Below are 23178 nucleotides of genomic sequence, written 5' to 3' on the forward strand. Positions count from 1 at the left end.
CCGCTCCCGGATCCCCCGGTCCCCGGAGCGCCGGGCGGGCCTGCCGCCCGCGGCCCGCGTGCCGGAGGTCGTGGCCGCGGCCGCCGTCACGGCAGCGGTGCCGGAGGTGGTGGCCGCCGTGCTGGCCGCGGCTGCGCGCGGCCGTGCACCAGGGTCGTCGCCGACGGCTCCGCCGCGTGGGATCGCTCGTCCTTAGGCCGTGCATCGCCCGTCGCCCCCCTCACAGTCTGCGTTCCATCCCTCGCGCCGGTGGTCAACGGCGCAGCCCCTTTCGGGACGATACACCAGTCTCGTCACTCAGGGACATAGGTTCTCTACGCTCCGTGACGATCAACTGATATACGAGTACCCACCGCTCCCGTGAAGTCGCGGACGGTACTCGAAACGGACTAGTTGCTTTCCACTCCCGTCACCAGGATCACGTTGCCGAGCTCCTCCTGGTTCAGGAAACGGCGCAATTGGTCCACCAGCAATCGCTTCGCGCGCGGCAGGAAGGCGGACGTGGGGCCCCCGACGTGCGGGCTGATGAGCACACCCGGCGCCCGCCACAAGGGGTGTTCAGCGGGCAGCGGCTCGGGATCGGTGACGTCGAGGGCCGCGGTGATCCGGCCGCTCTCCAGCTCGCTGAGCAGTGCCTTGGTGTCGACGACGCCCCCGCGGGCCACGTTCACGAGCAGCGCGCCGTCCTTCATCCGGGCCAGGAAACCGGCGTCCACGAGGTGCCGGGTGGTCTCGGTGAGCGGAGTGGAGAGGACGACGACGTCCGCCTCCGGCAGCAGGGAGGACAGGTCGGTGAGCGGAAGCACCGGGCCGCGCTCCGTGGTGCGCGCGGAGCGCGCGACGCGCGCCACCCGCGCGAGTTCGAACGGCGCGAGCCGGTCCTCGATGGCCGCGCCGATCGATCCGTAGCCCACGATGAGCACGTTCTTGTCCGCGAGCGCGGGCCGGAACCCGCCGCGCCACTCCCCCTTGTCCTGCGCCCGCACGAAGTCGGGGATGCCGCGCAGCGAGGCCAGGATCAGCGCGAGGGTCAGCTCGGCGGTGCTGGCCTCGTGCACACCGCGCGCGTTGCACAGCCGCACGCCGGGGGGCAGGTGCCGCAGACCGGGCTGCACGTGGTCGACGCCGGCCGACAGGGTCTGCACGACCCGGACCGAGCGCATCAGCGGCAGCGGGCGCACACCGATGCCGACGGGCTTCATGTACGGCACGACGTAGAAGACGCAGTCGGCCGGGTCGGCGGGGAACTCCTCCTCACCGTCCCAGTGGCGGTAGCGCGGCCCCTCGGGGAGCCCCTCGATCTCGTCCGGCGGAAGGGGAAGCCATACGTCAGCAGTCATGCCCGGGAGGCTAGTTCAAGCACGCGGGACGGCAGAGGTTAGGTTGGGGGCCACAGAGGGAGGGTCACGAGCAGGTGGAGCGCAGGACGATCGGCGCGGCGGCGCTCGCGGTGGGGGCCGTCGGACTCGGATGCATGCCGATGAGCTGGGCCTACAGCACGTCCCGGCAGCGCGGCGAGGAATCGCTCAGGACGGTGCACCGGGCGCTGGACGCCGGTGCGACGCTCCTCGACACCGCCGACATGTACGGCCCGTTCACCAACGAGCTGCTGCTCGGGCGGGTGCTGAAGGAGCGGCGCCGGGACGCCTTCGTCTCCACGAAGGTCGGTCTGCTGGTGGGCGACCAGCACATCGTGGCCAACGGCCGCCCCGGATACGTGCGCAGGGCCTGCGACGCGTCGCTGCGCCGGCTCCAGACCGATGTCATCGACCTCTACCAGCTGCACCGCGCCGACCCGGAGGTCCCGGTCGAGGAGACCTGGGGCGCGATGGCGGACCTCGTACGGGCGGGCAAGGTACGGGCGTTGGGGCTGTGCGCGGTGGGGGCGCGCGCGTCCCGGCGGGCGGGGGCGCGGCTGCACGACACGACGGTCCGGCAGCTGGAGCGGGTGCAGCAGGTCTTCCCGGTGAGCGCGGTGGAGGCGGAGCTGTCCGTGTGGTCGCCGGAGGCGCTGGAGACGCTGCTGCCGTGGTGCGAGCAGCGGGGCATCGGGTTCCTGGCGGCGATGCCCCTGGGCAACGGCTTCCTGACCGGGACGCTGACGCCCGGCGTGGGCTTCGAGGCGGACGACCTGCGCGCCCGGCACCCCCGGTTCACGGCCGAGATGATGGCCGCGAACCAGCCGATCGTGGCCGGCCTGCGCCGCGTCGCGCGCCGGCACGGCGAGCACGTCACCCCGGCCCAGGTGGCGCTGGCCTGGGTGCTGTCCCGGGGCCGCCAGGTGATCCCGGTCCCGGGCGCCAAGCGGGAGCGGTGGGTCGTGGAGAACGCGGCGGCGGTGGACCTGCGCCTGACGGAGCACGACCTGGCGGAGATCGCGGACCTGCCGGCGGCGCTGGGGTCGTGGGACTGAGCCCGGCGCCGGAGCCCCACGCGGGGCGGCGGGGGTGGCGCGGTTCCCCGCTTCCTGGGTTCGGTACCGGCCGATCGGGAACCTGGCAGGCGCGAGCGGTGTATGACAGGGAGAACCCGCCGCGTCGAAGGGACGACATCGTGCGACATCGAGCCGTGACGGCCGTGCTGGCCGCCGCCGCGCTCCTGCTGACGGCCGGATGCTCCTCCGACGGCGGGGGATCCCCGGGCGATGGCGGCAGCGCCTCCCCGAGTGATCCGTCCGCGCGGTCGTCGTCCCCGGGACCGACCGCGCGGGAGACCCCGCCCGCCAAGGGCTCGGTGAAGGTGGTGCGCACGGTCGCCACGGGCCTGAGCACCCCCTGGGGCCTGGCCCCCCTGCCGGGCGGCGACCTCCTGGTGTCCTCCCGGGACGAGGCGACGATCACCCGGGTCGACGGGGAGACCGGCGAGAGGACCGAGCTGGGCGAGGTGCCCGGGGTGTCGCCGGCCGGTGAGGGCGGCCTCCTCGGCATAGCCCTCTCCCCGCGGTACGCCTCGGACCACATGATCTACGCCTACTTCACCTCCGCCTCGGACAACCGGATCGTCCGCATGATCCACGACGAGGACAAGCCCGCCGGCGAACGGCTGGGCGCGCCCGACACGGTCCTCCGGGGCATCCCCAAGGGCGTGATCCACAACGGCGGCCGGATCGCCTTCGGCCCGGACGGCATGCTGTACGCGGGCACGGGCGAGAGCGGTGACACCGGGCTGTCCCAGGACCGGGAGTCGCTGGGCGGCAAGATCCTGCGGCTGACCCCCGAGGGCGAGCCGGCCCCGGGCAACCCGTTCGCCGGCTCCCCGGTGTACTCGTACGGCCACCGCAATGTGCAGGGCCTGGCCTGGGACGGCGAACAGCGGCTGTTCGCCTCGGAGTTCGGCCAGAACACGTGGGACGAGCTGAACGCGATCACGCCGGGCGACAACTACGGCTGGCCTCGGGCCGAGGGCAGGTCCGACGACGGCGGCTTCCACGACCCGGTCGGCCAGTGGACCACCGACGAGGCCTCCCCCAGCGGCATCGCCCACGCCGGGGGCTCGGTCTGGATGGCGGGCCTGCGCGGCGAGCGGCTGTGGCGCGTCCCCCTGAAGGGCACCGAGGCGGCGGCGGACCCGCAGGCCTTCCTGGAGGGCGAGTACGGGCGGCTGCGCACGGTGGTCCCGGCGGGCGACGACAGGCTGTGGCTGGTCACCAGCAACACGGACGGCCGGGGCGACCCCCAGGACGACGACGACCGCGTTCTGGAGCTTCGGGTGAGCTAGGGCCTGTCGTTCGGAGCAGGTCGGCTGAGAGAGAGCGCGCCTCTCAGCCCACCCGAGCGGGGCGTGGTACGTGCTTCTGCAAGGCGGAGGAGGGCGGCGACGCGGAGCATCGGCAACCGACGACAACGCGGCAGATGCGCGTGCCACGCCCCGCGACGCCGACATGATCCAAACGACAGGCCCTAGGGGTGCTCCCCGTCGGGTTCCTCCTCGGGTCCGGCCGGCGGGCGCACGGTGACCTTTCCGGACGCGAGGTCTATCGGCCCGCGTCCGGGGTCGGCGTCCCCGACGTCCTCCCGGGTCAGTTCCAGGCGGTTCTGCTCGTCACGGGTGTGCTTGCGGCCGGGTGCGAACAGGTCCTCGAAGGCGTTGAACATCGCTCCCCTTCCCAGGGGCCTCGGGGTCGTACACCGATTGTCCCGCCGCCGGCCGTTCCCCGGGCTCCGCGGGGAACAGGCCGAGCCGGTGGGCCACCGCGGCCGCCTCCCCGCGGCCGGAGACGCCCAGCTTGGCGAGGATGTTGGAGACGTGGACGCTGGCCGTCTTCGGGGAGATGAACAGGGTCTCGGCGATCCGGCGGTTGGTGTGTCCGGCGGACACCAGGCGCAGGACGTCGCGCTCCCGGCCGGTGAGTCCGAGCGCGTCGGCCGGATCGGCGGGGGCGGTGGCCGCGCCCCCGCCGGCGGGTGTCAGCACGAGGCGGGCGCGCCGGGCCAGCGCGGCGGCGGACCGGGCCAGCGGTACGGCGCCGAGGTGGGCGGCGACGGCGTCGACCAGCCGCAGCAGTTCCGTGGCGCGGGCCCGCTCGTCGTCGCCCGCCCCGGAGGCGAGCAGGGCCTCGGCGAGCCGGAACCGGACGCGGGCGAGATCGTAGGGCCGGCCCAGGGGTTCCACCGCCTCGACGGCGGCCGACCACGCGTCGGGTGCGGGCCTGCCCTCGGCGCGCCGCAGTTCGGCGCGCAGCCACAGGTCGTGGGCCCGCCACACGGGTACGCCGGTCGCCAGGTTCCGGGCCGCCCCGCGGACGCGTGCGAGGATCCCGGGGCGGCCGGGGCCGGCCGCCGGGTCGCCGTGGGCGTCCGCCTCCGCGCCGGTGGCGGCGAGCAGCAGGGGCCAGCCGTAGCGCTGGGTCCCGGGCGGGAGTCCGGTGTCGAGGGCGGCGAGCAGTTCGGCCCGGGCGTCGGCGAGGCGGCCCTCGGCGGCGGCGAGGCCGACGGCGACCCAGGTCATGGGCAGGGCGTACTGCGGCATCGGGTCGTGGGTGCCGAAGTGGGCGCGGGCGGCGGCGAGATGGCGGGCGGCCCCGGCCAGGTCGCCGCGGTCGTGGGCCAGCAGGGCCAGGCGCATGGAGGCTCCGGCGCGGGGTTTGGCGCTCTGTTCGATGCGCTGCGCGTTGGCCGCGGCCTCGGCCGCCTCGTCCCAGCGGCCGAGGGAGTGGAGGGATTCGGCGAGGTTGCCCCACACCCAGCCCTCGGAGTCCAGCAGTCCGAGCCGGCGGGTGATGCGGACGCCCTCGGTGAGGAGCCGGGCGGCCTCCTCCGAGCGGCCGACGCCTTCGAGCGCGGAGGGGAGGTTGACCTGGGCGCGGCCCACCACCATGTCCACGCCCAGTTCGGTCGCCCGGTCCTTGACCTCGTACATCTCGGCGAGTCCGGCCTCGATGTCACCGGCGTCGACCATGAGGCCGCCGAGGGTGAGGCGGGCGTTGAGCTCGATGTCGTGGGCGCCGACCATACGGGCGTACTCGACGGCGCGTTCGGCGGCGGCCATGGCCTCCGGGCCGGGTTCGTGCAGCATCGACCAGCCGGCCGCGGCGGCGAGGACCTCGGCGTGCACCTCGGAGGGCGGCAGTCCGCGCACCAGGTCCTGTGCGGTGCCGAGTTCGGCCCAGCCGTCACCGCGGGCGAGGGACTGGGTGAGCCGGGAGCGCTGCACCCAGAACCAGGCGGCGCGCAGCGGGTCCGGTTCCTCGCCGAGGAGGCGCAGCGCCCGCTTGGTGATCTTCATGGAGCGTTCGCGTTCCCCGCAGAGGCGGCCGGCGACGGCGGCCTCCGCCATCAGGTCGAGGTAGCGCGGCGGCTGCGGGGCCGGGTCGGCGCGGTCGAGGGGGCGCAGACCGGCCCGTACGGTGTCGGGGACGGCGTCCCACAGCTCCATCGCCCGCTCCAGCAGGCGCAGTTGTTCGGAGTAGGCGTGCCGTCGGCGGGCCTCGACGGAGGCGTCGAGGACGGCGGGCAGGGCCTTGGCGGCGTCCTGGGCGTGATACCAGTGGCTGGCCAGCCGTGTCACCCGCTCGTCGGCGCGGACGAGGGTGGGGTCGGCCTCCAGGGCCTCGGCGTAGCGGCGGTTGAGGCGGGAGCGTTCGCCGGGCAGCAGGTCGTCGCCGACGGCCTCGCGGACCAGGGAGTGGCGGAAGCGGTAGCCGTCACGGTCGGGCGCGGGGGTGAGGATGCCGGCGTGGACGCCGGCCCGCAGGGCCTCGATGAGGTCGTCCTCGGTAAGTCCGGCCACGGCGGCCAGCAGCCGGTCCTCGACGGTGGAGCCGCCCTCGGCGACGATCCGGGCGACCCGCTGGGCGCTCTCGGGGAGGCTTTCGACCCGGACCAGGAGCAGGTCGCGCAGGGAGTCGGTGAGTCCGGTGCGGCAGCCCGCGTCGGCGGCGACGGCGAGTTCCTCGACGAAGAAGGCGTTGCCGTCGGAGCGTTCGAAGATGTCGTCGACGCGGTCGGGTTCGGGGTCGCGGGCGATGATGCCGGCGATCTGCCGGTGGACCTCCTCGCGGTTGAAGCGGCCGAGTTCGATCCGGCGGACCGTGCGCAGCCGGTCGAGTTCGGCGAGGAGGGGGCGCAGCGGGTGGCGGCGGTGGATGTCGTCGGAGCGGTAGGTGGCGAGGACGACGAGCCGGCCGGTGCGCAGGGTGCGGAACAGGTAGGCGAGCAGGTGGCGGGTGGAGGCGTCGGCCCAGTGCAGGTCCTCCAGGGCGAGGACGACGGGGTGTTCGGCGGCGACGCGCTCCAGCAGGCGGGCGGTGAGCGCGAAGAGCCGGGCCATGCCCTGTTCGTCGCGGCGCGCCTCGCGGGCGGCCGCGGTGCCGAGTTCGGGCAGCAGACGGGCGAGTTCCTCCTCCTGGCCGGCGGCCGCGGCGGAGAGCCGGTCCGGCAGTTCGCGGCGCAGTTGGCGCAGGGCGGTGGAGAACGGGGCGAAGGGCAGTCCGTCGGCGCCGATCTCGACGCAGCCGCCGAGCGCGACGACCGCGCCGCGGCGGCGGGCCGCCGCGGCGAACTCCTCGACCAGTCGGGTCTTCCCGACGCCCGCCTCACCACCGATCAGCAGCGCCTGTGGTTCGCCGGGACCGGAGAGGGCCCGGGCGAGCGCGTCGTTCAGCGTGTCGAGTTCAGTGGTGCGGCCGACGAACACGGGACTCACGGACCTGGTCTCCACGCCCCCGAGCATCGCACGCACCACCGTCGGCGGGGCACCGCTTTTCCGCCCGGCGGACGCGCGGGGCGCACCCGTGGTCCGGGAGCGGCGGACGCCTCCCGGACCACTCTTCCCGGCGTTCACACGGCTCGGGCGGACCCGGGTCGGCGGCGGCGCGTATGGCTCTCCGGCTCGGCGGCTCCCGTCGCGGCTTCGCGGCGGGCGGCGCGGCGCAGGCGGAGGGCCTCACGCGCCCGGCGCTCGTGCTCGGCACGGCGGAGGAGGTCGTCGTGACGGTGGTGGTGGAGGGCGTACGCGAACATGGTGGATCCCCCGGAGGATTCGGTGTCGGACATCGCTGTGCGCGATGCCTCCACCTTCGTCCCCGAGGTGGTGCGGCCGCATCGGGAGAGTTCCGTATCTTCCGGGGGCCCGGGGCCTCAGAAGTCGCCCCTCAGGGCGCCCGGGGGCACTAGGACCCCTCCTCGGCCCCGGCTAAGCACTCAGTTGCCGCGCCACCAGGATCACCGCGCCGGCGACCGCGAGCGCCATGGCCGCGGTGCGTGTGCGGTCCGCGTTCAGGCGGCGGGTCAGCGGGCGGGCGAGCAGGACGCCGGCGGCCGCCGCGGGGGCGAGCAGCGCGGTGCGCTGGAGGGTGTGCGCCCCGACCGCGCCGGCCGCCGCCAGCGCGGCGAGGCTCATCACGGAGCCGGCGAGGAAGAAGGCGCTCATCGTGGCCCGCAGCCGCGGCCCGGTCAGCCGCTGCCACACCATCGCCATCGGCGGGCCTCCGATGGAGGTGGCCGTGCCCATCACCCCCGACGCCAGGCCGGCCAGCAGGACCGAGGAGCGCCGCGGCCGCGGGGCGTACCCCGCCGCGCCGGCGGCGACACCGGCGAGGACCACCGCCGCGATGAGCAGCGCGAGGTGGCGGGCGGGCAGGAGCACCACGAGCAGCGCCCCGGCCACCACTCCCGGCACCCGTCCGACGAGGGCCCAGCCGCAGCCGCGCAGATCCGCCCGGCCCCCCTCGCGCACCAGCACCGCCGCCGTCACTCCGGCGGCGAGCAGCAGCACCACCGGCGGTGCCAGGGCCGGGTCGACCAGGGAGAACACCGGCGCGGCGATCATGCCCAGGCCGAAGCCGACGGAGACCTGGAGGACCGCGCCGATGCCGACCGTGAGGGAGAGCAGGGCGAACTCCCCGCCGGTCATGCCCACGCAGACCGCGCCTCCAGCGGGAAGTGGCACAGGGCGGTGTGGTCGTCGCCCGCGCCCCCGGACTCCCGGACGACGACCGGAGGCACCTCGGTGGCGCACTTCTCCTCGGCGCGCCAGCAGCGGGTGCGGAAGCGGCAGCCGGAGGGGATGTCGAAGGGCGAGGGGATCTCCCCCTTGAGCCGGATCTCCTGGTCGTCGGTGGCGCGGGAGGTGTCCAGGACCGGTGCGGCCGACATCAGCGCGGCGGTGTAGGGGTGCTGCGGGCGGTCGAACACGTCGTCCGTCTCCCCGTGTTCGACGACCTTGCCCAGGTACATCACCGTCACCCGGTCGGAGATGTAGCGCACCACGGACAGGTCGTGGGAGATGAACACGTAGGCGACGCCGAGCCGGGACTGGAGTTCGGAGAGCACGTTGAGGACCTGGGCCTGCACCGACAGGTCCAGGGCGGACACCGGTTCGTCGCACACGATGACGTCGGGGTCCAGGGCCAGGGCGCGGGCGATGCCGATGCGCTGGCGCTGGCCGCCGGAGAACTCGTTGGGGTAGCGGTGGGCGTCGCTGTCGCGCAGTCCGACCAGGGAGAGCAGTTCGCGGATCCGCCGGTCGCGGGCCCGGGCGTCCGGGACGACGTCCCGGTGGGTGCGCCAGGGTTCGCCGATCAGGTCGGCGGCCGACATGCGGGCGTTGAGCGAGGCGAAGGGGTCCTGGAAGACCATCTGGACGCGGCGGCGCCAGTTCAGCAGGTCCTTGCCGCGCAGGGCGAAGGGGTCGACGCCGTCGTAGCGGACGGTGCCGGCGTCGGGCCGCTCCAGGCCGAGCAGCACCCGGGCCAGGGTGGACTTGCCGCAGCCGGACTCGCCGACCAGGCCGAGGGTCTCGCCGCGGCCGAGCCGCAGGTCCACCCCGTCCAGGGCGGTCAGCCGGCGCCGGCCGCCGCCGAAGCTCTTGGTGACCCCGCGGACCTCCAGCAGCGGCGGGTGTGCGCCGGAGCGGGGCCCGGCGGTGTCGGTGGTGGTGCGGGACTCAGGCACGGTCGAGCTCCTCGGAGAAGTGGCAGGCGGCCATCCGTCCGTCGCCGGTGCTGCGCAGCGACGGCCGTTCCCGGACGCAGCGCTCCCGCACCAGGGGGCAGCGGGCCTGGAAGACACAGCCGGGCGGTACGGCGCTCAGCTCGGGCGGGCTGCCGGGGACGGCGGGCAACGGGCGTCCGCGCTCGGCGTCCTCGGGGACGGAGTCGAGCAGTCCGCGGGTGTAGGGGTGGCGGGGGGAGGAGAAGACGTCGCGCACCGGTCCGTTCTCCACGACCGTGCCGGCGTACATCACCACCACGTCGTCGGCGCGCTGGGCGACCACGGCCAGGTCGTGGGTGATCAGGACGACGGCCATGTCCCGCTCGTCCTGGAGGTCCCGCAGCAGCCGCATGATCTGCGCCTGCACGGTGACGTCGAGGGCGGTGGTCGGCTCGTCGGCGATGAGCACGTCGGGGTCGAGGGCGACGGCCATGGCGATCAGCAGCCGCTGGCGCATGCCGCCGGAGAACTGGTGCGGATAGGACTTGGCCCGCTGCCGGGGCTCGGGGATGCCCACGCGGGTCATCAGCTCGACCGCCTTCTCCTCGGCCTGGCGCCGGGAGAGTCCGCGGTGGATGCGGAACGGCTCGCCGATCTGCCGGCCCACCGGCTGCACCGGGTTGAGGGCGGTCAGGGCGTCCTGGAAGACGATGGACAGCACGGGCCCCGCCAGCTTGCGGCGTTCCGCCGCGCTCAGCCGCAGGGTGTCGCGGCCCCGGACCCGTACGGCGCCGCCGGTCACCTCGGCCGCGGGGTCCAGCAGGCCCACGACCGACAGCGCGGTCATCGACTTGCCGCAGCCGGACTCGCCGAGCAGGGCCAGGGTGCGGCCGCGGCGGACGCTGAAGCTGACGCCGTCCACGGCGCGCACCGTGCCGGAGGCGGTGCTCAGGTCGACGCACAGCCCCTCGACGTCGAGGGCGGGCTCGGTGGCGGCGGGGGCGGGGGCGGAAGGGGTCGTCACGGGATCATCTCCGGGGGAACGGCGGCGGAGGCACCGCGGCGCTTGCGGGGCAGCGTCAGCCGCCAGCGCTGGGCGGGGTCGGTGGCGATGCGGGCCCAGGCGGCGAGGACGGTGGCGGACACGGTGGTGAGCACGATGGCGAGGCCGGGCAGCACCGTGATCCACCAGGCGGTCTGCAAGTACTGCCGGCCCTGGGCGACCATCAGGCCCCAGCTGACGTCCGGCGGCTGGATGCCGATGCCCAGGAAGCTCAGCGAGGACTCGGTGAGCATCACGAAGCAGAAGTCGAGCGTGGCGACGGTCAGCAGGGTCGGCAGGGCGATCGGCAGGATGTGCCGGTGGATGATGTGCCGGCTGGGTGTGCCGAAGGTGCGGGCCGCGTCGACGAAGAGCCGGCTGCGCAGCTCGGCCGCCTCCGCCCGGGAGGTGCGCAGGTAGACGGGGATGCGGGCGACGGCGAGGATCAGCACGATGTTCAGCGCCGAGGGGGAGAAGACGTAGAGGACGACCACGGCGATGAGCAGGGAGGGGAAGCTGAGGATGACGTCGGCGACGCGCATCACCACGCTCTCCCGGCGTCCGCCGTGGTAGCCGGCCCACAGGCCGAGGGCCGAACCGATCAGGAGCGAGCACAGCACGGCGGGGACGGCCACGGACAGGGTCGTCGCGGCCGCGTCGATCAGGCGGGCCAGCACGCTGCGCCCGAGGACGTCGGTGCCGAGCAGCCCGTACACCCCGTCGCCGAGGGACGGGGGCCGCAGGGAGGCGTCCAGGTCCTGGCGCTGGGCGCGGTCGCCGATGAACAGCCGGCCGAAGAGGGCGACGAGGACGACCACGGTGAGGACGACGGCCGCGACGGCGGCGGCGCGGTCCCGGCCGAGCAGCAGCCACCAGCGCGGCGGGCGGGGGCGGGCGGGGGCGGTGTCCCCGGCGGGCGGCGCGGAGGTCTCTGCTGTCGTCATGCTGTTTCCTTCGCTCACGCCGGCACCGCCTGACGCACTCGGGGGTCGGTCAGCGCGTGGCAGACGTCGACGAGGATGTTCAGCGCGAAGATCGTCACCGCGGTGAGCAGCACGGCTGCCTGGAGGACCGCGAAGTCGCGCTGGAGGATGGAGTCGATCATGAGCTTGCCGATGCCGGGCCAGCCGAAGATCGTCTCCACGATCACGGCGCCGTTGACCAGGCCCACCGTCAGGTCACCGGCCACGGTCAGCACCGGCGTCACCGCGTTGCGCAGGGCGTGGCCGAAGATCACCCGGCGGGGTGTGGCGCCCTTGCTCCGGGCGATCTTGACGTAGGGCGCGGAGAGCGCGGAGACCATGCTGCCGCGCACTACCTGGACCAGCACGCCGAACGGGCGGATGAGCAGGGTGGCGATGGGCAGGACCCAGACCTCGGGTCCGCCCAGGGTGCCCGAGGTGGGCAGCCAGGCGAGGCTCACGCCGAAGACCAGGACGCCCATGACGGCGAACCAGAAGTCGGGGATGCTGGCGGCCGTCATCGACAGCAGGCTGGCGACCCGGTCGACCAGGGAGTTGGGCCGGTAGGCGGCCAGGCTGCCGATCAGCACCGCTCCGGTGATCGCCAGCAGCATGGTCACGCCGGCCAGCTGGAGGGTGACGGGGAAGGCGTCGAAGACCATCTCGGTGGCGGACTGCCCGGTCCGCAGCGAGGTGCCGAAGTCGAACTGCGCGGCGTCGACGAGGTAGTTCCACAGCTGTGCCGGGATGGACAGGTCGAAGCCCTGCGCGGCGGAGAACTCCGCGCGCTGCTCGGCGGTGGCGCTCAGCGGGAGGTAGAGGTCGACCGGGTTGCCCGTCATCCGGGCCAGGAAGAACACGCCCAGCACCACGCACACCAGGGGGATGGCGCTGGAGAGGATGCGTTTGCGCAGAAAAGGAACCATGTCAGTGCTTCGCCTTCGCCGGGCTGACCTCTGCCAGCCGCATCTCGTCGCCGGTGGCGGAGTTCGGTTCGTACCGGATCGACCGTGACAGGCCGAGCAGTCCGCTCATGTGGGCCAGGTGGGTGTACTGGACGACCGTCCTGTTCTGGTCGGCGAGCAGGTCCGCGAAGGCCTTCTGGCGCTCCGCGCCGGAGAGCGCGCCCGCCTCGGCGATCCTCCGGTCGAGCTCGCCGGTGCCGAACGCGGACTGCGGTCCCTCGCTCAGCAGGTACTGGCTGGTGGTGAAGGCCGCGTCACCGGCCTGGTTGCCGTGCATGATCAGCAGGGCAATGGGGCCGACGCCCTTGGGCAGCGGCCGGAGCTGGTACTGGAGCTGGGTGGCCGTGTCGGCCATACGGACCTTGACGTTCAGCCCGATCTCCTGCATCTGGTACTGGAGGGCCTCGGCGGTCTCCGACACCCCGGCGAACATGCCGTTGCGGGCGACCAGGGTGATCTGCCGGCCGACGGGCACCCCGTCGGCCTCGGCCTCCGCGACGAGCGCCCGTGCCCGGGCCACGTCCTGCGGTACGGGCTCGATCGCGTCGTTGTGGCCCACCACGCCGGGCGGGACCAGCTGGCCGGCCGGTTCCGCGAGCCCGCCGAGCAGGGCGTCGACGATGCCCTCGCGGTCCACGGCCAGGTCGACGGCCCGGCGTACCCGGATGTCGTCGAGCGGCGCCTCGCGGCCGTCCAGCCGCAGCGCGGTCGTCTCGTTGTTGGGGAAGGAGGCCGTCGTGTCCTTCTCCGCCTCGATCGGGTCGAGGGCGACCGCGATCTCCGCCTCCCCCTTGTCGATCATGGCGGCGCGGACACTGGCGTCGCTGCGCCAGACGTAGCGGGCCCGGGGGAAGGCGGGGGCCTCGCCCCAGTAGTCGTCGTGGCGGCGGAGGGAGATCGCCGCGCCGGGCTGCCAGGAGTCGACGGCGTAGGGGCCGGTGCCGACGGGGATGCGGACCTTGGCCTCGGCGTCGGTCGTGCGCGGCACGACCTCCACGAAGCTCAGGCGCAGCGGCAGGATCGGGTCGGGCTGCTCGGTGGTGACGGTCAGGCGGGTGTCGCTGACCGCCTTCACCTCCAGGTCCTCGTCGCCGAAGACATAACCCTCGACGTTGCAGGCGAGGTCGGAGTTGACCGCGCGGTCGATGGAGAAGGCGGCGTCCTCGGCGGTGAACGGCTCGCCGTTCTGGAAGGTCACCCCGGAGCGCGTGTCGAAGGACCAGGTGCGTTCGCCGGTCTGCTTCCAGCCGGTGGCGAGCAGGGGGTGCAGCTCGCCGGAGTCCGGGTCGCGCTCGACGAGCGGTTCGGTGATGTTGGACCGGACGACGACGCCGGTGCCGGTCAGGGAGGCCTCGCAGGGTTCCAGGGTCGGCGGTTCCTGGGTGAGCACCACCCGCAGGGTGCGGCCGTCGGCGCGGCCGGCGTCACCGGCGGCGCTGCCCGCCACCGCGCAGCCGCTGGACACCAGCACCGTGCAGGCCAGGAGCATCGCAGTCGTCGCGCGGCGCCGCCGTCCGGCGGGCGGGATGGGGGAAACGGAGAACTTCATTGTCGGCTCGTCTCCGGTGAGTGCTGATGTGTCGCGTTCCACGTACGGGCGACTGCGAGAGGCTGTCTACACTTGCGTACCCGGTCCGCATCTGTGAACGCCGAAGCTAAACCGGCACCGTGGCAGCGTCAAGAGATCCGCAGGATCGGATCCGTCCCGCGACCTTCCCGCACGACTCCCCCACTTCCGGCCCGTCCGGGCCCGGCCGTCCGCACCGGGCGTCCCGGAGTCCCTCGACGACGACAGGAGATCACATGCCCATTCCCGGCACCACGACCGAAATCACTCCCGGCGCCCCGGCCTCGCCGGCCACCGTGCTCCAGGTGTCACCCCTGCTCCCCGGCCTGGAGCGGGCCCTGGCCGGGCGGTACCGCACGGTGCGCCTGCACGAACTGCCCGACCGGGACGCGTTCCTGCGCGACCACGGGGACGAGGTGGTCGCCGCCGTGACCAGCGCGCGGTTCGGGGTCGGCGACGACCTGATGGACGCGCTGCCGCGGCTGGGCGCGATCGTGCACTTCGGCGTCGGCTACGAGACCACGGACGTGGTCCGCGCCCGGGCGCGCGGCATCGACGTCAGCAACACCCCGGACGTGCTCACCGACTGCGTGGCCGACCTGGCCGTCGGCGGGCTGATCGACTCGATGCGCCGGCTGTCGGCGGCCGACCGGTTCGTCCGCGCCGGAGGCTGGACGGCGGCGCCGTTCCCGCTGGCTACGCGGGTGAGCGGGAAGCGGGTCGGCATCCTCGGGCTGGGCCGCATCGGCCGGGCCGTGGCGCGGCGCCTCGAAGGCTTCGGCACGGAACTGGCGTACTGCTCGCGCACCCCCGTGCCCGGGGTGCCCTACCGCCACCTGCCCACCGCCGAGGCGCTGGCCGCCGCGTGCGACGCGCTGGTCGTCACCGTCGCGGGCGGCGCGGGCACCGAGGGGCTGGTGTCGGCGGCGGTGCTGGAGGCGCTCGGCCCCGAGGGGCATCTGGTGAACGTGGCGCGCGGCAGCGTCGTCGACGAGCCGGCGCTGGTGGCGGCGCTGGAGGCCGGACGGATCGCGGGCGCGGCGCTGGACGTCTTCGCCGACGAGCCGCACGTGCCCCGGGCGCTGCTGGAATCGGACCGGGTCGTCCTGCTCCCGCACATCGCCAGCGCCACCCACGAGACCCGTGAGGCCATGGGCGACCTGGCGCTGCGCAACGTGGACCGCTTCATGGCCGAGGGGGTGCTGCTGACCCCCGTACCGGGGGCCGCCCATTGACACCGCCGCCCGGAGCTGTCTACAAATGAGAACGCCGACTACATATGAGGATGGCATTCATGGTTCGGACCTCAGAGCGGATCGCCGGCGTCACCGTGACCCCCGTGGCCTTCCGGGACTACCCCCTGCTGAACACGGTCGGGGTGCACGAGCCCTACGCCCTGCGCACCATCGTGGAGATCACCACGGAGGGCGGTGTCAGCGGCGTCGGCGAGACCTACGGCGGCACGGTGCACCTGGAGCGACTGCGCCGCGCCGCCGACGAGCTGGTCGGCATGGACGTGTGGAGCCTCAACGACCTGGTCGCCCGCACCACCCGCGCGCTGGGCGCGGACACCACGGGCGGCGACGGCATGTCCGGCATGGTCACGGGCAGCTCCGCCGTGGACCGGGTCATGTCACCGTTCGACGTCGCCTGCCTCGACATCCAGGGCAAGCTCGTCGGCCGGCCCGTCAGCGACCTGCTCGGCGGAGCGGTGCGCGACGCGGTCCCCTACAGCGCCTACCTCTTCTACAAGTGGGCCGGGCACCCGGGCCAGGAGGACGACGACTGGGGCGCCGCGCTCGACCCGGCGGGACTGGTCGAGCAGGCCCGCCGCATGATCGACGCCTACGGGTTCACCTCCATCAAGCTCAAGGGCGGCGTCTTCCCGCCCGACGAGGAGATCGCGGCGATCAGGGCACTGCGCGAGGCGTTCCCCGGCCTCCCGCTGCGCCTCGACCCCAACGCCGCGTGGAGCACCGAGACCTCCCTGCACGTCGCCCGGGAACTGGAGGGCGTCCTGCAGTACCTGGAGGACCCGGCCGAGGGCATCGACGGCATGGCCGCCGTGGCCGCCGGGACACCCACACCGCTGGCCACCAACATGTGCGTCGTCTCCTTCGACGACCTCGCCCCGGCCGTGGCCAAGGGCGCCGTGGGCATCGTCCTGTCCGACCACCACTTCTGGGGCGGACTGCGGCGCTGCGGCCACCTCGCCGCGATCTGCGAGACGTTCGGGCTGGGCATGTCGATGCACTCCAACTCGCACCTGGGCATCAGCCTGGCCGCGATGACCCACCTCGCCGCCGCGACCCCGCGGCTGACCTACGCCTGTGACACGCACTGGCCCTGGAAGCGCCCGGACGAGGACGTGATCGACCCGACGCCGCTGAAGTTCACCGAGGGACGCCTGGCCGTGCCGACCGCCCCCGGCCTCGGTGTGGAGCTGGACCGGGACGCCCTCGCCCGTCTGCACCAGCAGTACCTCGACTGCGGGCTGCGCGACCGCGACGACACCGGCTACATGCGCCGCTTCGAGCCCTCCTTCTCCACCAAGACCCCCCGGTGGTGAGCGGCTCATGCGCATCATGCTCGACCACCGCATCCTGAGCCGCTTCCACGACCGGCTCAAGGCCTCCACCCAGGGCGAGCACGACTGGCTGGAGTCCTTCGACTGGGACCCGGACCGGCTCTCCGAGGCCATCGCCGACGTCGACGTCTACGTCGGCTCCAAGCTGCGGGCCGAGGACGCGCGCCGCGCCGCACGGCTGCGGCTCGTCCACGTCGTCGGCGCCGGCTACGACGGCATCCCGCTGGACGCGCTGCACCCGCGGGTGACGGTCGCGACCACGCACCACCACGGCCGCTCCATCGCCGAGCACGTGCTCATGTCGGTCATGATGCTCTCCCGGGACGTCCTGGGAGCCGACCGCGCGCTGCGCGCCGGACGCTGGCGCAACGTGGCGGTCGATCCCACGCTCCCCTTCGGCACCACGGTGCGGGGCCGCCGGGTGGGCGTCATCGGCTTCGGCGAGACCGGCACCGAGGTCGCCCGGCTGTGCCAGGCGGCCGGTATGCGGATCCGCGCCGTACGGCGCGACCCCTCGGCGCCGTACCCCGCGGATCTGCGGCCCGACTGGGTCGGCGGCGACGACCGGCTGCCCGACCTCCTCGCCGACTCCGACGTCGTGGTGGTCACCGTCCCCCTCGGCGCCGCCACCGAGGGCCTGATCGGCCCCGCCGAACTGGCCGCCATGGGCCCCGGGGCGCTGCTGGTCAACGTCGCCCGGGGGCCGGTGGTGCAGGAGCAGGCGCTCTACGAGGCCCTGCGCTCGGGCACCATCGCCGGTGCCGCACTGGACGTGTGGTGGTCGGGCCCGCCCGACGCGCCGAGCCGGCTGCCCTTCCACGAGCTGCCGAACGTGCTGATGACCCCGCACCACTCCGGCCACACGACCGACACCTTCGCCGCCCGCGCGACCGAGATCGCCGCCAACATCGACCGGCTGGAGCGAGGCGACGCGCTCGGCAACGTGGTGCGCGCCCCGGCGCCCGCCCCGGGCGTCGCCGCGGCACCCCCGTCCCCCGCCCCCGCTGTCCCTCACGATGAGTAGGAAACCACCCATGCTCGAAGGCGTTCTCTTCTTCCCCGTCACCCCGTTCACCGCGACCGGTGACGTCGACCTCGACGCCCTGCGCCGGCACGTCGCGGCCGGGGTCGACGCCGGCCCCGGCGGCGTCTTCGTCGCCTGCGGCACCGGCGAGTTCCACGCCCTGGACCTCGAGGAGTTCGACGCGGTCGTGCGGACCGCCGTCGAGGCGGCCGGGGGCCGTGTCCCGGTGTACGCCGGGGCCGGAGGTGCCCTCGGCCTGGCGCGGCGGTTCGCGCGGACCGCGGCCGAGGCCGGCGCGGACGGCCTGCTGCTGATGCCGCCCTACCTGGTCGAGGCGCCCGCCGCCGGGCTGGTCGCCTACACCCGGGAGGTCGCCGCGGCGACCGATCTGCCGGTGATCGTCTACAACCGGGCGAACGCGCGCTTCGACGAGCATTCCGCGGCGGAGGTCGCCCAGGTGCCCACCGTCACCGGCTTCAAGGACGGGACCGGCGACCTCGATCTGCTGGCGCGGATCATCCCGGCCGTGCGCGAGGTGCTCGACGGGACCGGCAAGGAGTTCCAGTTCTTCAACGGCATGCCCACCGCCGAGGCGAGCCAGCCGGCGTACCGGGCGCTCGGCGTGGAGCTGTACTCGTCGGCCGCGTTCGCCTTCGCGCCGGACGTCTCCCTCGCCTTCCACCGCGCGCTGGAGGCGGGCGACCACAAGCGCGTCGACGCGTTGCAGCGCACCTTCTTCCACCCCCTGGTCCGGCTGCGCAAGCGGGTCCCGGGGTACGCCGTGGGGCTGGTGAAGGCCGGGGTCACGCTGGAGGGCCTGGACGCCGGGCCGGTCCGCCCGCCGCTGACGCCGCTGACCGCGCAGGAGACCGAGGAACTGGCGGCCATCATCGCCGAGGGCCGCGCGGTACTCGCCTCCTGAACCGCGCGCCCGCGTGCGTGAGGGGTCTTCGGACCTCCGAAGACCCCTCGTGACACGCGCCGGCTCAGCCGGTGGCCGGCAGCCCGAGAAGAACGTCGGTGTACTTCAGGACGGCCAGCAGCAGTCCGATGACGCCGAGCGCGACACCCGCCCAGGCGACCGACTTGATCCACGGCGCCTGGGCCGTCCGGCCCGGCGTCCCGAACGCGGGCCGCGCCAGCACCACCACGCCCACGACGAGCGCGGTCAACGCGAACAGGCCGCCCCACAGCGCACTGGTCTGCCAGGCATCGCCGTACACCTCCTTGACCTGGGTGGCGACGCCGGCGTCCGCGGCGGTCTCCAGCTGGCCCACGAGGGTCTCGCGCGCGGCGGCCACCGTGCCCAGCCAGCTTCCGGTGAGCGAGACGAGGCCGAGCGCCGCGGAGACGACGGCGGCCGCGCCCTGTCCGACGCCGGAAGGGCCGTCCTCCCGCTCGGTCCCGGTCCCGTCCTGCGCTTCCGCTTCCGTTCCGGTCTCCTCCTCGGACGCCATGGTGTCCACGGCCGTCTCGTCGCGCTCGGTCTCCTTGGCGGTCTCGGCTCCTGTGCCGGTCTCGGTTCCGGTTTCGTCCACTGTCCTGGTTCCCATGCACCGCACCGTACGGACGCTGTCTGAGAGTCCGCTTAATGATCCTTGTGGACGCGGTGACCGCCCGGGCGCGTCAGTGACCGTCGCGTGCCCGCCACTCCGGGGCCAGGACCGACCACACCTCCAGGTCGTGCCGCACCCCGTGGTGGAGATGGGCCCCGCGGCGCACCCCGTCCCGGGTCATGCCGAGCCGGCGGGCGACGTCGAGGCTCGGCACGTTGCCCGCCGCGGCGACCCATTCGACCCGGTGGATGCCGCGCTGCCCGACGGCCCAGTCGATGAGCACCCGCATCGCGCGGGTGACGAGCCCCCGCCCCGTGGCGGCGGGCTCCAGCCAGCAGCCGACCTCGCAGGTACCGTTCGCGGCGTCGAAGTTCAGGGTGAGCACCCCGCCCACCAGCGTGCCGTCCAGCCACAGCCCGTGCAGCGAGGCCGTGTCCGCGGCACGCCGGTCGGCGTACCGCTGGAGCACCTCGCGGGCGCCGTCGACGTCCGTGGCCCGGGAGCCGAAGGGGACGTACTGGTTGATGAAGTCCCGCCCCCGGTCCAGGTGGGCCAGGAACTCCTCGGCGTGCCAGGGCTCCAGGGGGCGCAGTTCCGCTCCGTCGTCACCCAGCCGTATCGCGTACATCCCGCTGCCGCCCCTCGCTCGCCAGCACGTCCGCCACCTCGGCGTCCGTGGCAGCGGCCAGCCTCTCATGGGCGGCACGGCACTCCGGCGGTTCGATGCTGATCCGCGGCAGGATCCGGTCCAGCGACCGCGGCAGCCACCAGTTGGCGCCGCCGAGCAGGTGCATCAGCGCGGGGACGAGCAGGGTGCGCAGCACGAACGCGTCGAGGGCGACGGCCGCGGCGAGCGCGATGCCGAACATGGCGATCACGCGGTCGCCGCTGAGGACGAAGGCGAGGAACACCGAGATCATGATCACGGCCGCGGAGTTGATCACACGGCTGGTCTCGGCCAGGCCGACGCGGACGGCGCGCCGGTTGTCGCCGGTCTCCAGCCACTCCTCGTACATTCGGCTGACCAGGAAGACCTGGTAGTCCATGGAGAGGCCGAAGAGGACCGACACCATGATCACGGGCAGGAAGGGTTCGATGGGTCCCGCCCGGCCGAGGCCGAGCAGTTCGCTGCCCCAGCCCCACTGGAAGATCGCCACGACGACGCCGAAGGCGGCGGCGACGGCGGCCACGTTCATCGCGGCGGCCTTCAGCGGGATGCCCACGGAGCGGAAGGCCAGCAGGAGCAGCAGACAGCCCAGGCCGATCACCACGCCGACGAAGACCGGCAGCTTGTCCACGATGACGTCGGCGAAGTCGTCGTAGCCGGCCGTCACGCCGCCGACCTGCACGTCGAGGGAGGTGCCCGACTCCGCCCGGGGCAGCACGTCGGAGCGCAGCCGGTCGACCAGGTCGCTGGTCTCCCGGGACTGCGGGGAGGACTCCGGTACGACGGTGAGGTACGCGGTGTCGCTGCCCGTGCCGTAGGTCACCGGCGACACCGACGCGACGCCCTCGGTCGCGCGCAGGGTGGCGTCGAGGTTGTCCAGGGCGAGCCGGTCCCCGGCGCCGTCGACCTCGGTGACGAGGGTGAGGGGGCCGTTCACCCCGGGGCCGAATCCGTCGGCGAGGAGGTCGTAGGCCTGGCGGGTGGTGGAGGTCTTCGGGTCGTTGCCCTGGTCGGAGGTGCCCAGGTGGAGGGAGAGGGTGGGCAGCGCGAGGACGGCCATGACGACGATCGCGACCGCGCCGAGCAGCTTGGGGTGGCGCTCGACGAACGCCGACCAGCGGGCGGCGAACCCGGTCGGCACCTCCGGCTCGGGCCCGTGCTCCACCAGCCGGCGCCGCTCCCGGCGGCTGAGCGCGCGCATGCCGATGAGGGACAGCAGGGCGGGCAGCAGGGTGACGGAGGCGGCGACGGTCAGGACGACGGTGAGCGAGGCCGCTATGGCGACGCCGTTGAGGAAGTTCAGCCGGAGGATCAGCATGCCCAGCAGGGCGATGCACACGGTGGCCCCGGCGAAGACGACCGCGCGTCCGGTGGTGGCGACGGCGTTGACGGCGGCCTCGGTGACGCCGAAACCGCGTTTCAGCCCGCGCCGGTGCCGGGTGACGATGAACAGCGCGTAGTCGATGCCGACGCCGAGCCCGATCAGCATGCCGAGCATGGGCGCGAAGTCGGCGACGGTCATGACGTGCCCGAGCAGCACGATCCCGGCGTAGGCCGTGCCGACGCCGACCAGGGCGGTGGCGATGGGCAGCAGGGAGGCGGCGAGCGAGCCGAAGGCGAGGAAGAGGACGACGGCCGCGACGGCCACGCCGACGATCTCGGCCGTGTGCCCGCCGGAGGACTCGCTGAGCTCGACGGCGCTGCCGCCCAGCTCGACCTGGAGTCCGTCGGTCTCGGCGGCCTCGGCCGTCTCCACCACGGCGGCGGCCTCGCCGGCGTCGATGTCCTTGGCCTGGTCGTCGAAGGTGACCGTGGCGTAGGCGATGCTGCCGTCCTGGCTGATCCGGCCGGCGCCCTGCTCGTCGTAGGGGCCGCTCACGGCGGCGACACCGGGGAGGTCCTCTATCCGGTCCAAGGTGTCGCTCATGGTCTGCTCGACGCCGGTGTCCCGGACACCGCCGGACGCCGTGTGCCAGACCACGGTGTCGCTGTCGCCGCCGAGGTCCGGGAAGCCCTCCCTCAGCAGCTGCGTGGCCCGCCCCGACTCGGTGCCGGGCACCTTGTAGTCGTTCGAGTAGGCGGTACCGGCGGCGAAGGCGCCGGCGGCGACCCCGCCGAGGGCGAGGAGCCAGAGCAGAACGGCGATGAGACGGCGTTGGACACACCAGCGTGCGAGGGCTGCCACGAATGTGCTCCCAGAGTGACTGAGTGTGGATCTTTGACCGGGAGCAGTCGCACATGAACCGAACAGCCCGCAAAGAACGCATGAGCAATGCACTGCCACTGTTGCAGGCAAAAGTGATCGATTGTCGGTTTCGTGGACTTAGTCACACCCATGCGACGCAGCTCACAGCCGGGGCACACCGGATCCGCCACCCGGCGTGACCCCCCTCACACCCACCGGACTCCACGACGGCCGGAAAATCCGGGTGCGGACGGGAGCGGCCGCCTGCTAGCGTCCGCCGGTCCGATGTTCCGCGGCCGTGCGCCGCCGGCCGAAGCAGGTGCTTTGATGCTTGTCCGCCCGATCTCCGACGCGACCCCTTCCCCCTTCACGGCCCCAAGGAGCCCGTTCACCGATGTCGGACATCACCTCGAACACCCCGCACGAGACCCTCGCTAGCCGCCTCACCCTGCCGCGGTACCCGCGCAGCAGCGCCTACGACGCCCGCTGGGCCGTCGAGAACGCGATGGGCCCGCACCCGCTGTGGCTGCTGGAGTGGCTCGCCCCGGCCCTCGGCCTCGACACCCTGCGCCCCGGCGCCCGCGTGCTCGACCTGGGCTGCGGACGCGCCATGACGTCCGTCTTCCTGGCCAGGGAGTACGACGTCCAGGTCGTCGCCCACGACCTGTGGATCACGCCGGACGAGAACGCGCGCCGCATCGCCGCGGCGGGCGTCGCGGACCGGGTGCTGCCGGTCCGGGCCGAGGCGCACGACCTGCCCTTCGGGGAGGAGAGCTTCGACGCGATCGTCTCCGTCGACGCGTACCAGTACTTCGGTACCGACGATCTCTACCTGCCCACGCTGGCACGGCTCCTCAGGCCGGGCGGGCGGATCGGCGTCGTCGTCCCCGCGCTGGCCGCGGAGATCGAGGGCAGCGAACCGCCGGAGCACCTGGAGCCCTTCTGGGACCCGGCGTTCTGGTGCTTCCACAGCCCCGCCTGGTGGCGCCGCCACTGGACCCGCGGTGCGGCCGTGGAGGTCGAGACGGCCGACTGGCTGGCGGACGGCTGGCGGGAATGGCTGCTCTGGTGCGACGTCGTCGCCGAGGAGAGCACGGAGGAGTTCCCCGTGCGGGCGAGCCGGGAGAGCGCGGAGATGCTGCGCGTGGACCGGGGCCGCACCCTGGGCTTCGCACGCGTGGTGGGCCGCCGCCCCACCGCGTGACCGCGTGACCGCGTGACCGCATGGGAGAGGGGGCGCATCGAACCCGAT

The 23178-nt window shown here is 73.6% G+C and carries 20 protein-coding genes; 7 read left to right on the top strand and 13 right to left on the bottom strand.

The features are described 5' to 3' along the window. Window positions 1-389 precede the first annotated feature (389 nt). Complete coding sequence (locus FHX78_RS09945) at window positions 390-1340, bottom strand: 2-hydroxyacid dehydrogenase (protein WP_145867083.1); 951 nt, start codon at window positions 1338-1340, stop codon at window positions 390-392. A gap of 74 nt (window positions 1341-1414) precedes the next feature. Here FHX78_RS09945 and FHX78_RS09950 point away from each other — a divergent pair, with 74 nt between their 5' ends. Both FHX78_RS09950 and FHX78_RS09955 read left to right on the top strand, forming a co-directional pair. Further along, complete coding sequence (locus tag FHX78_RS09950) at window positions 1415-2413, top strand: aldo/keto reductase (RefSeq protein WP_145867084.1); 999 nt, start codon at window positions 1415-1417, stop codon at window positions 2411-2413. A gap of 140 nt (window positions 2414-2553) precedes the next feature. Then, complete coding sequence (locus FHX78_RS09955; RefSeq protein ID WP_229924144.1) at window positions 2554-3717, top strand: PQQ-dependent sugar dehydrogenase; 1164 nt, start codon at window positions 2554-2556, stop codon at window positions 3715-3717. A gap of 182 nt (window positions 3718-3899) precedes the next feature. Here the strand turns inward: FHX78_RS09955 and FHX78_RS09965 are convergent, their stop codons facing one another. The 9 genes from FHX78_RS09965 to FHX78_RS10005 all read right to left on the bottom strand — a co-directional run bounded on the left by FHX78_RS09965 (window position 3900) and on the right by FHX78_RS10005 (window position 13889). After that, a complete protein-coding gene (locus tag FHX78_RS09965; RefSeq protein WP_145867085.1) occupies window positions 3900-4094 on the bottom strand; it encodes a DUF6191 domain-containing protein in 195 nt (64 codons plus the stop codon). Continuing rightward, complete coding sequence (locus FHX78_RS09970) at window positions 4042-7170, bottom strand: helix-turn-helix transcriptional regulator (protein ID WP_145867086.1); 3129 nt, start codon at window positions 7168-7170, stop codon at window positions 4042-4044. The genes FHX78_RS09965 and FHX78_RS09970 overlap by 53 nt, the downstream gene beginning before the upstream one ends. A gap of 107 nt (window positions 7171-7277) precedes the next feature. Beyond that, window positions 7278-7460 carry a hypothetical protein gene (locus FHX78_RS09975; protein WP_145871822.1) on the bottom strand — a complete coding sequence of 61 codons (183 nt, stop codon included), beginning with the start codon at window positions 7458-7460 and terminating at the stop codon, window positions 7278-7280. Window positions 7461-7632: 172 nt separating this feature from the next. Further along, complete coding sequence (locus tag FHX78_RS09980) at window positions 7633-8352, bottom strand: sulfite exporter TauE/SafE family protein (protein ID WP_145871826.1); 720 nt, start codon at window positions 8350-8352, stop codon at window positions 7633-7635. Further along, entirely contained in the window at window positions 8349-9392 is a 1044-nt protein-coding gene (locus FHX78_RS09985) for an ABC transporter ATP-binding protein (protein ID WP_189908719.1), read from the bottom strand. The genes FHX78_RS09980 and FHX78_RS09985 overlap by 4 nt, the downstream gene beginning before the upstream one ends. Next, a complete protein-coding gene (locus FHX78_RS09990) occupies window positions 9385-10395 on the bottom strand; it encodes an ABC transporter ATP-binding protein (RefSeq protein WP_145867087.1) in 1011 nt (336 codons plus the stop codon). The genes FHX78_RS09985 and FHX78_RS09990 overlap by 8 nt, the downstream gene beginning before the upstream one ends. After that, window positions 10392-11357, bottom strand: coding sequence for an ABC transporter permease (locus FHX78_RS09995; protein WP_145867088.1), 966 nt, complete (start codon window positions 11355-11357; stop codon window positions 10392-10394). The genes FHX78_RS09990 and FHX78_RS09995 overlap by 4 nt, the downstream gene beginning before the upstream one ends. 14 nt (window positions 11358-11371) lie before the next feature. Then, complete coding sequence (locus tag FHX78_RS10000; RefSeq protein WP_145867089.1) at window positions 11372-12301, bottom strand: ABC transporter permease; 930 nt, start codon at window positions 12299-12301, stop codon at window positions 11372-11374. A 1-nt stretch (window position 12302) separates the two neighbouring features. Further along, window positions 12303-13889: an ABC transporter substrate-binding protein gene (locus FHX78_RS10005; protein WP_145867090.1), complete on the bottom strand. Its 1587-nt coding sequence runs from the start codon at window positions 13887-13889 to the stop codon at window positions 12303-12305. Between the two features lie 254 nt (window positions 13890-14143). On the opposite strand from FHX78_RS10005, the gene FHX78_RS10010 reads away from it, so the two are divergent. From FHX78_RS10010 to FHX78_RS10025, 4 genes are read left to right on the top strand one after another with little or no spacing between them, the layout of a single operon-like run. Continuing rightward, window positions 14144-15142, top strand: coding sequence for a 2-hydroxyacid dehydrogenase (locus FHX78_RS10010; protein ID WP_145867091.1), 999 nt, complete (start codon window positions 14144-14146; stop codon window positions 15140-15142). A gap of 59 nt (window positions 15143-15201) precedes the next feature. Further along, a complete protein-coding gene (locus FHX78_RS10015; protein ID WP_167531732.1) occupies window positions 15202-16476 on the top strand; it encodes a glucarate dehydratase family protein in 1275 nt (424 codons plus the stop codon). A 7-nt stretch (window positions 16477-16483) separates the two neighbouring features. Next, on the top strand, window positions 16484-17518 hold the full coding sequence (locus FHX78_RS10020; RefSeq protein WP_145867093.1) for a 2-hydroxyacid dehydrogenase: 1035 nt from the start codon (window positions 16484-16486) through the stop codon (window positions 17516-17518). 10 nt (window positions 17519-17528) lie between these two features. Then, window positions 17529-18440, top strand: a complete 912-nt coding sequence (locus FHX78_RS10025) for a 5-dehydro-4-deoxyglucarate dehydratase (protein ID WP_145867094.1) — start codon at window positions 17529-17531, stop codon at window positions 18438-18440. A gap of 64 nt (window positions 18441-18504) precedes the next feature. Here the strand turns inward: FHX78_RS10025 and FHX78_RS10030 are convergent, their stop codons facing one another. The 3 genes from FHX78_RS10030 to FHX78_RS10040 all read right to left on the bottom strand — a co-directional run bounded on the left by FHX78_RS10030 (window position 18505) and on the right by FHX78_RS10040 (window position 21926). Then, window positions 18505-19071, bottom strand: coding sequence for a hypothetical protein (locus FHX78_RS10030; protein ID WP_167531733.1), 567 nt, complete (start codon window positions 19069-19071; stop codon window positions 18505-18507). Between the two features lie 73 nt (window positions 19072-19144). Further along, entirely contained in the window at window positions 19145-19702 is a 558-nt protein-coding gene (locus FHX78_RS10035) for a GNAT family N-acetyltransferase (RefSeq protein WP_145867095.1), read from the bottom strand. Then, the gene (locus FHX78_RS10040; RefSeq protein ID WP_145867096.1) at window positions 19680-21926 is read right to left on the bottom strand and encodes an MMPL family transporter; all 2247 of its coding nucleotides are present in this window, start codon (window positions 21924-21926) and stop codon (window positions 19680-19682) included. Before FHX78_RS10040 ends, FHX78_RS10035 begins: the two co-directional genes overlap by 23 nt. A 394-nt stretch (window positions 21927-22320) precedes the next feature. Here FHX78_RS10040 and FHX78_RS10045 point away from each other — a divergent pair, with 394 nt between their 5' ends. After that, window positions 22321-23130: an SAM-dependent methyltransferase gene (locus tag FHX78_RS10045; protein ID WP_145867097.1), complete on the top strand. Its 810-nt coding sequence runs from the start codon at window positions 22321-22323 to the stop codon at window positions 23128-23130. The last annotated feature ends 48 nt before the right edge of the window (window positions 23131-23178 follow it).

This window comes from Streptomyces capillispiralis (assembly GCF_007829875.1).
Classification (GTDB): Bacteria; Actinomycetota; Actinomycetes; order Streptomycetales; family Streptomycetaceae; genus Streptomyces; species Streptomyces capillispiralis.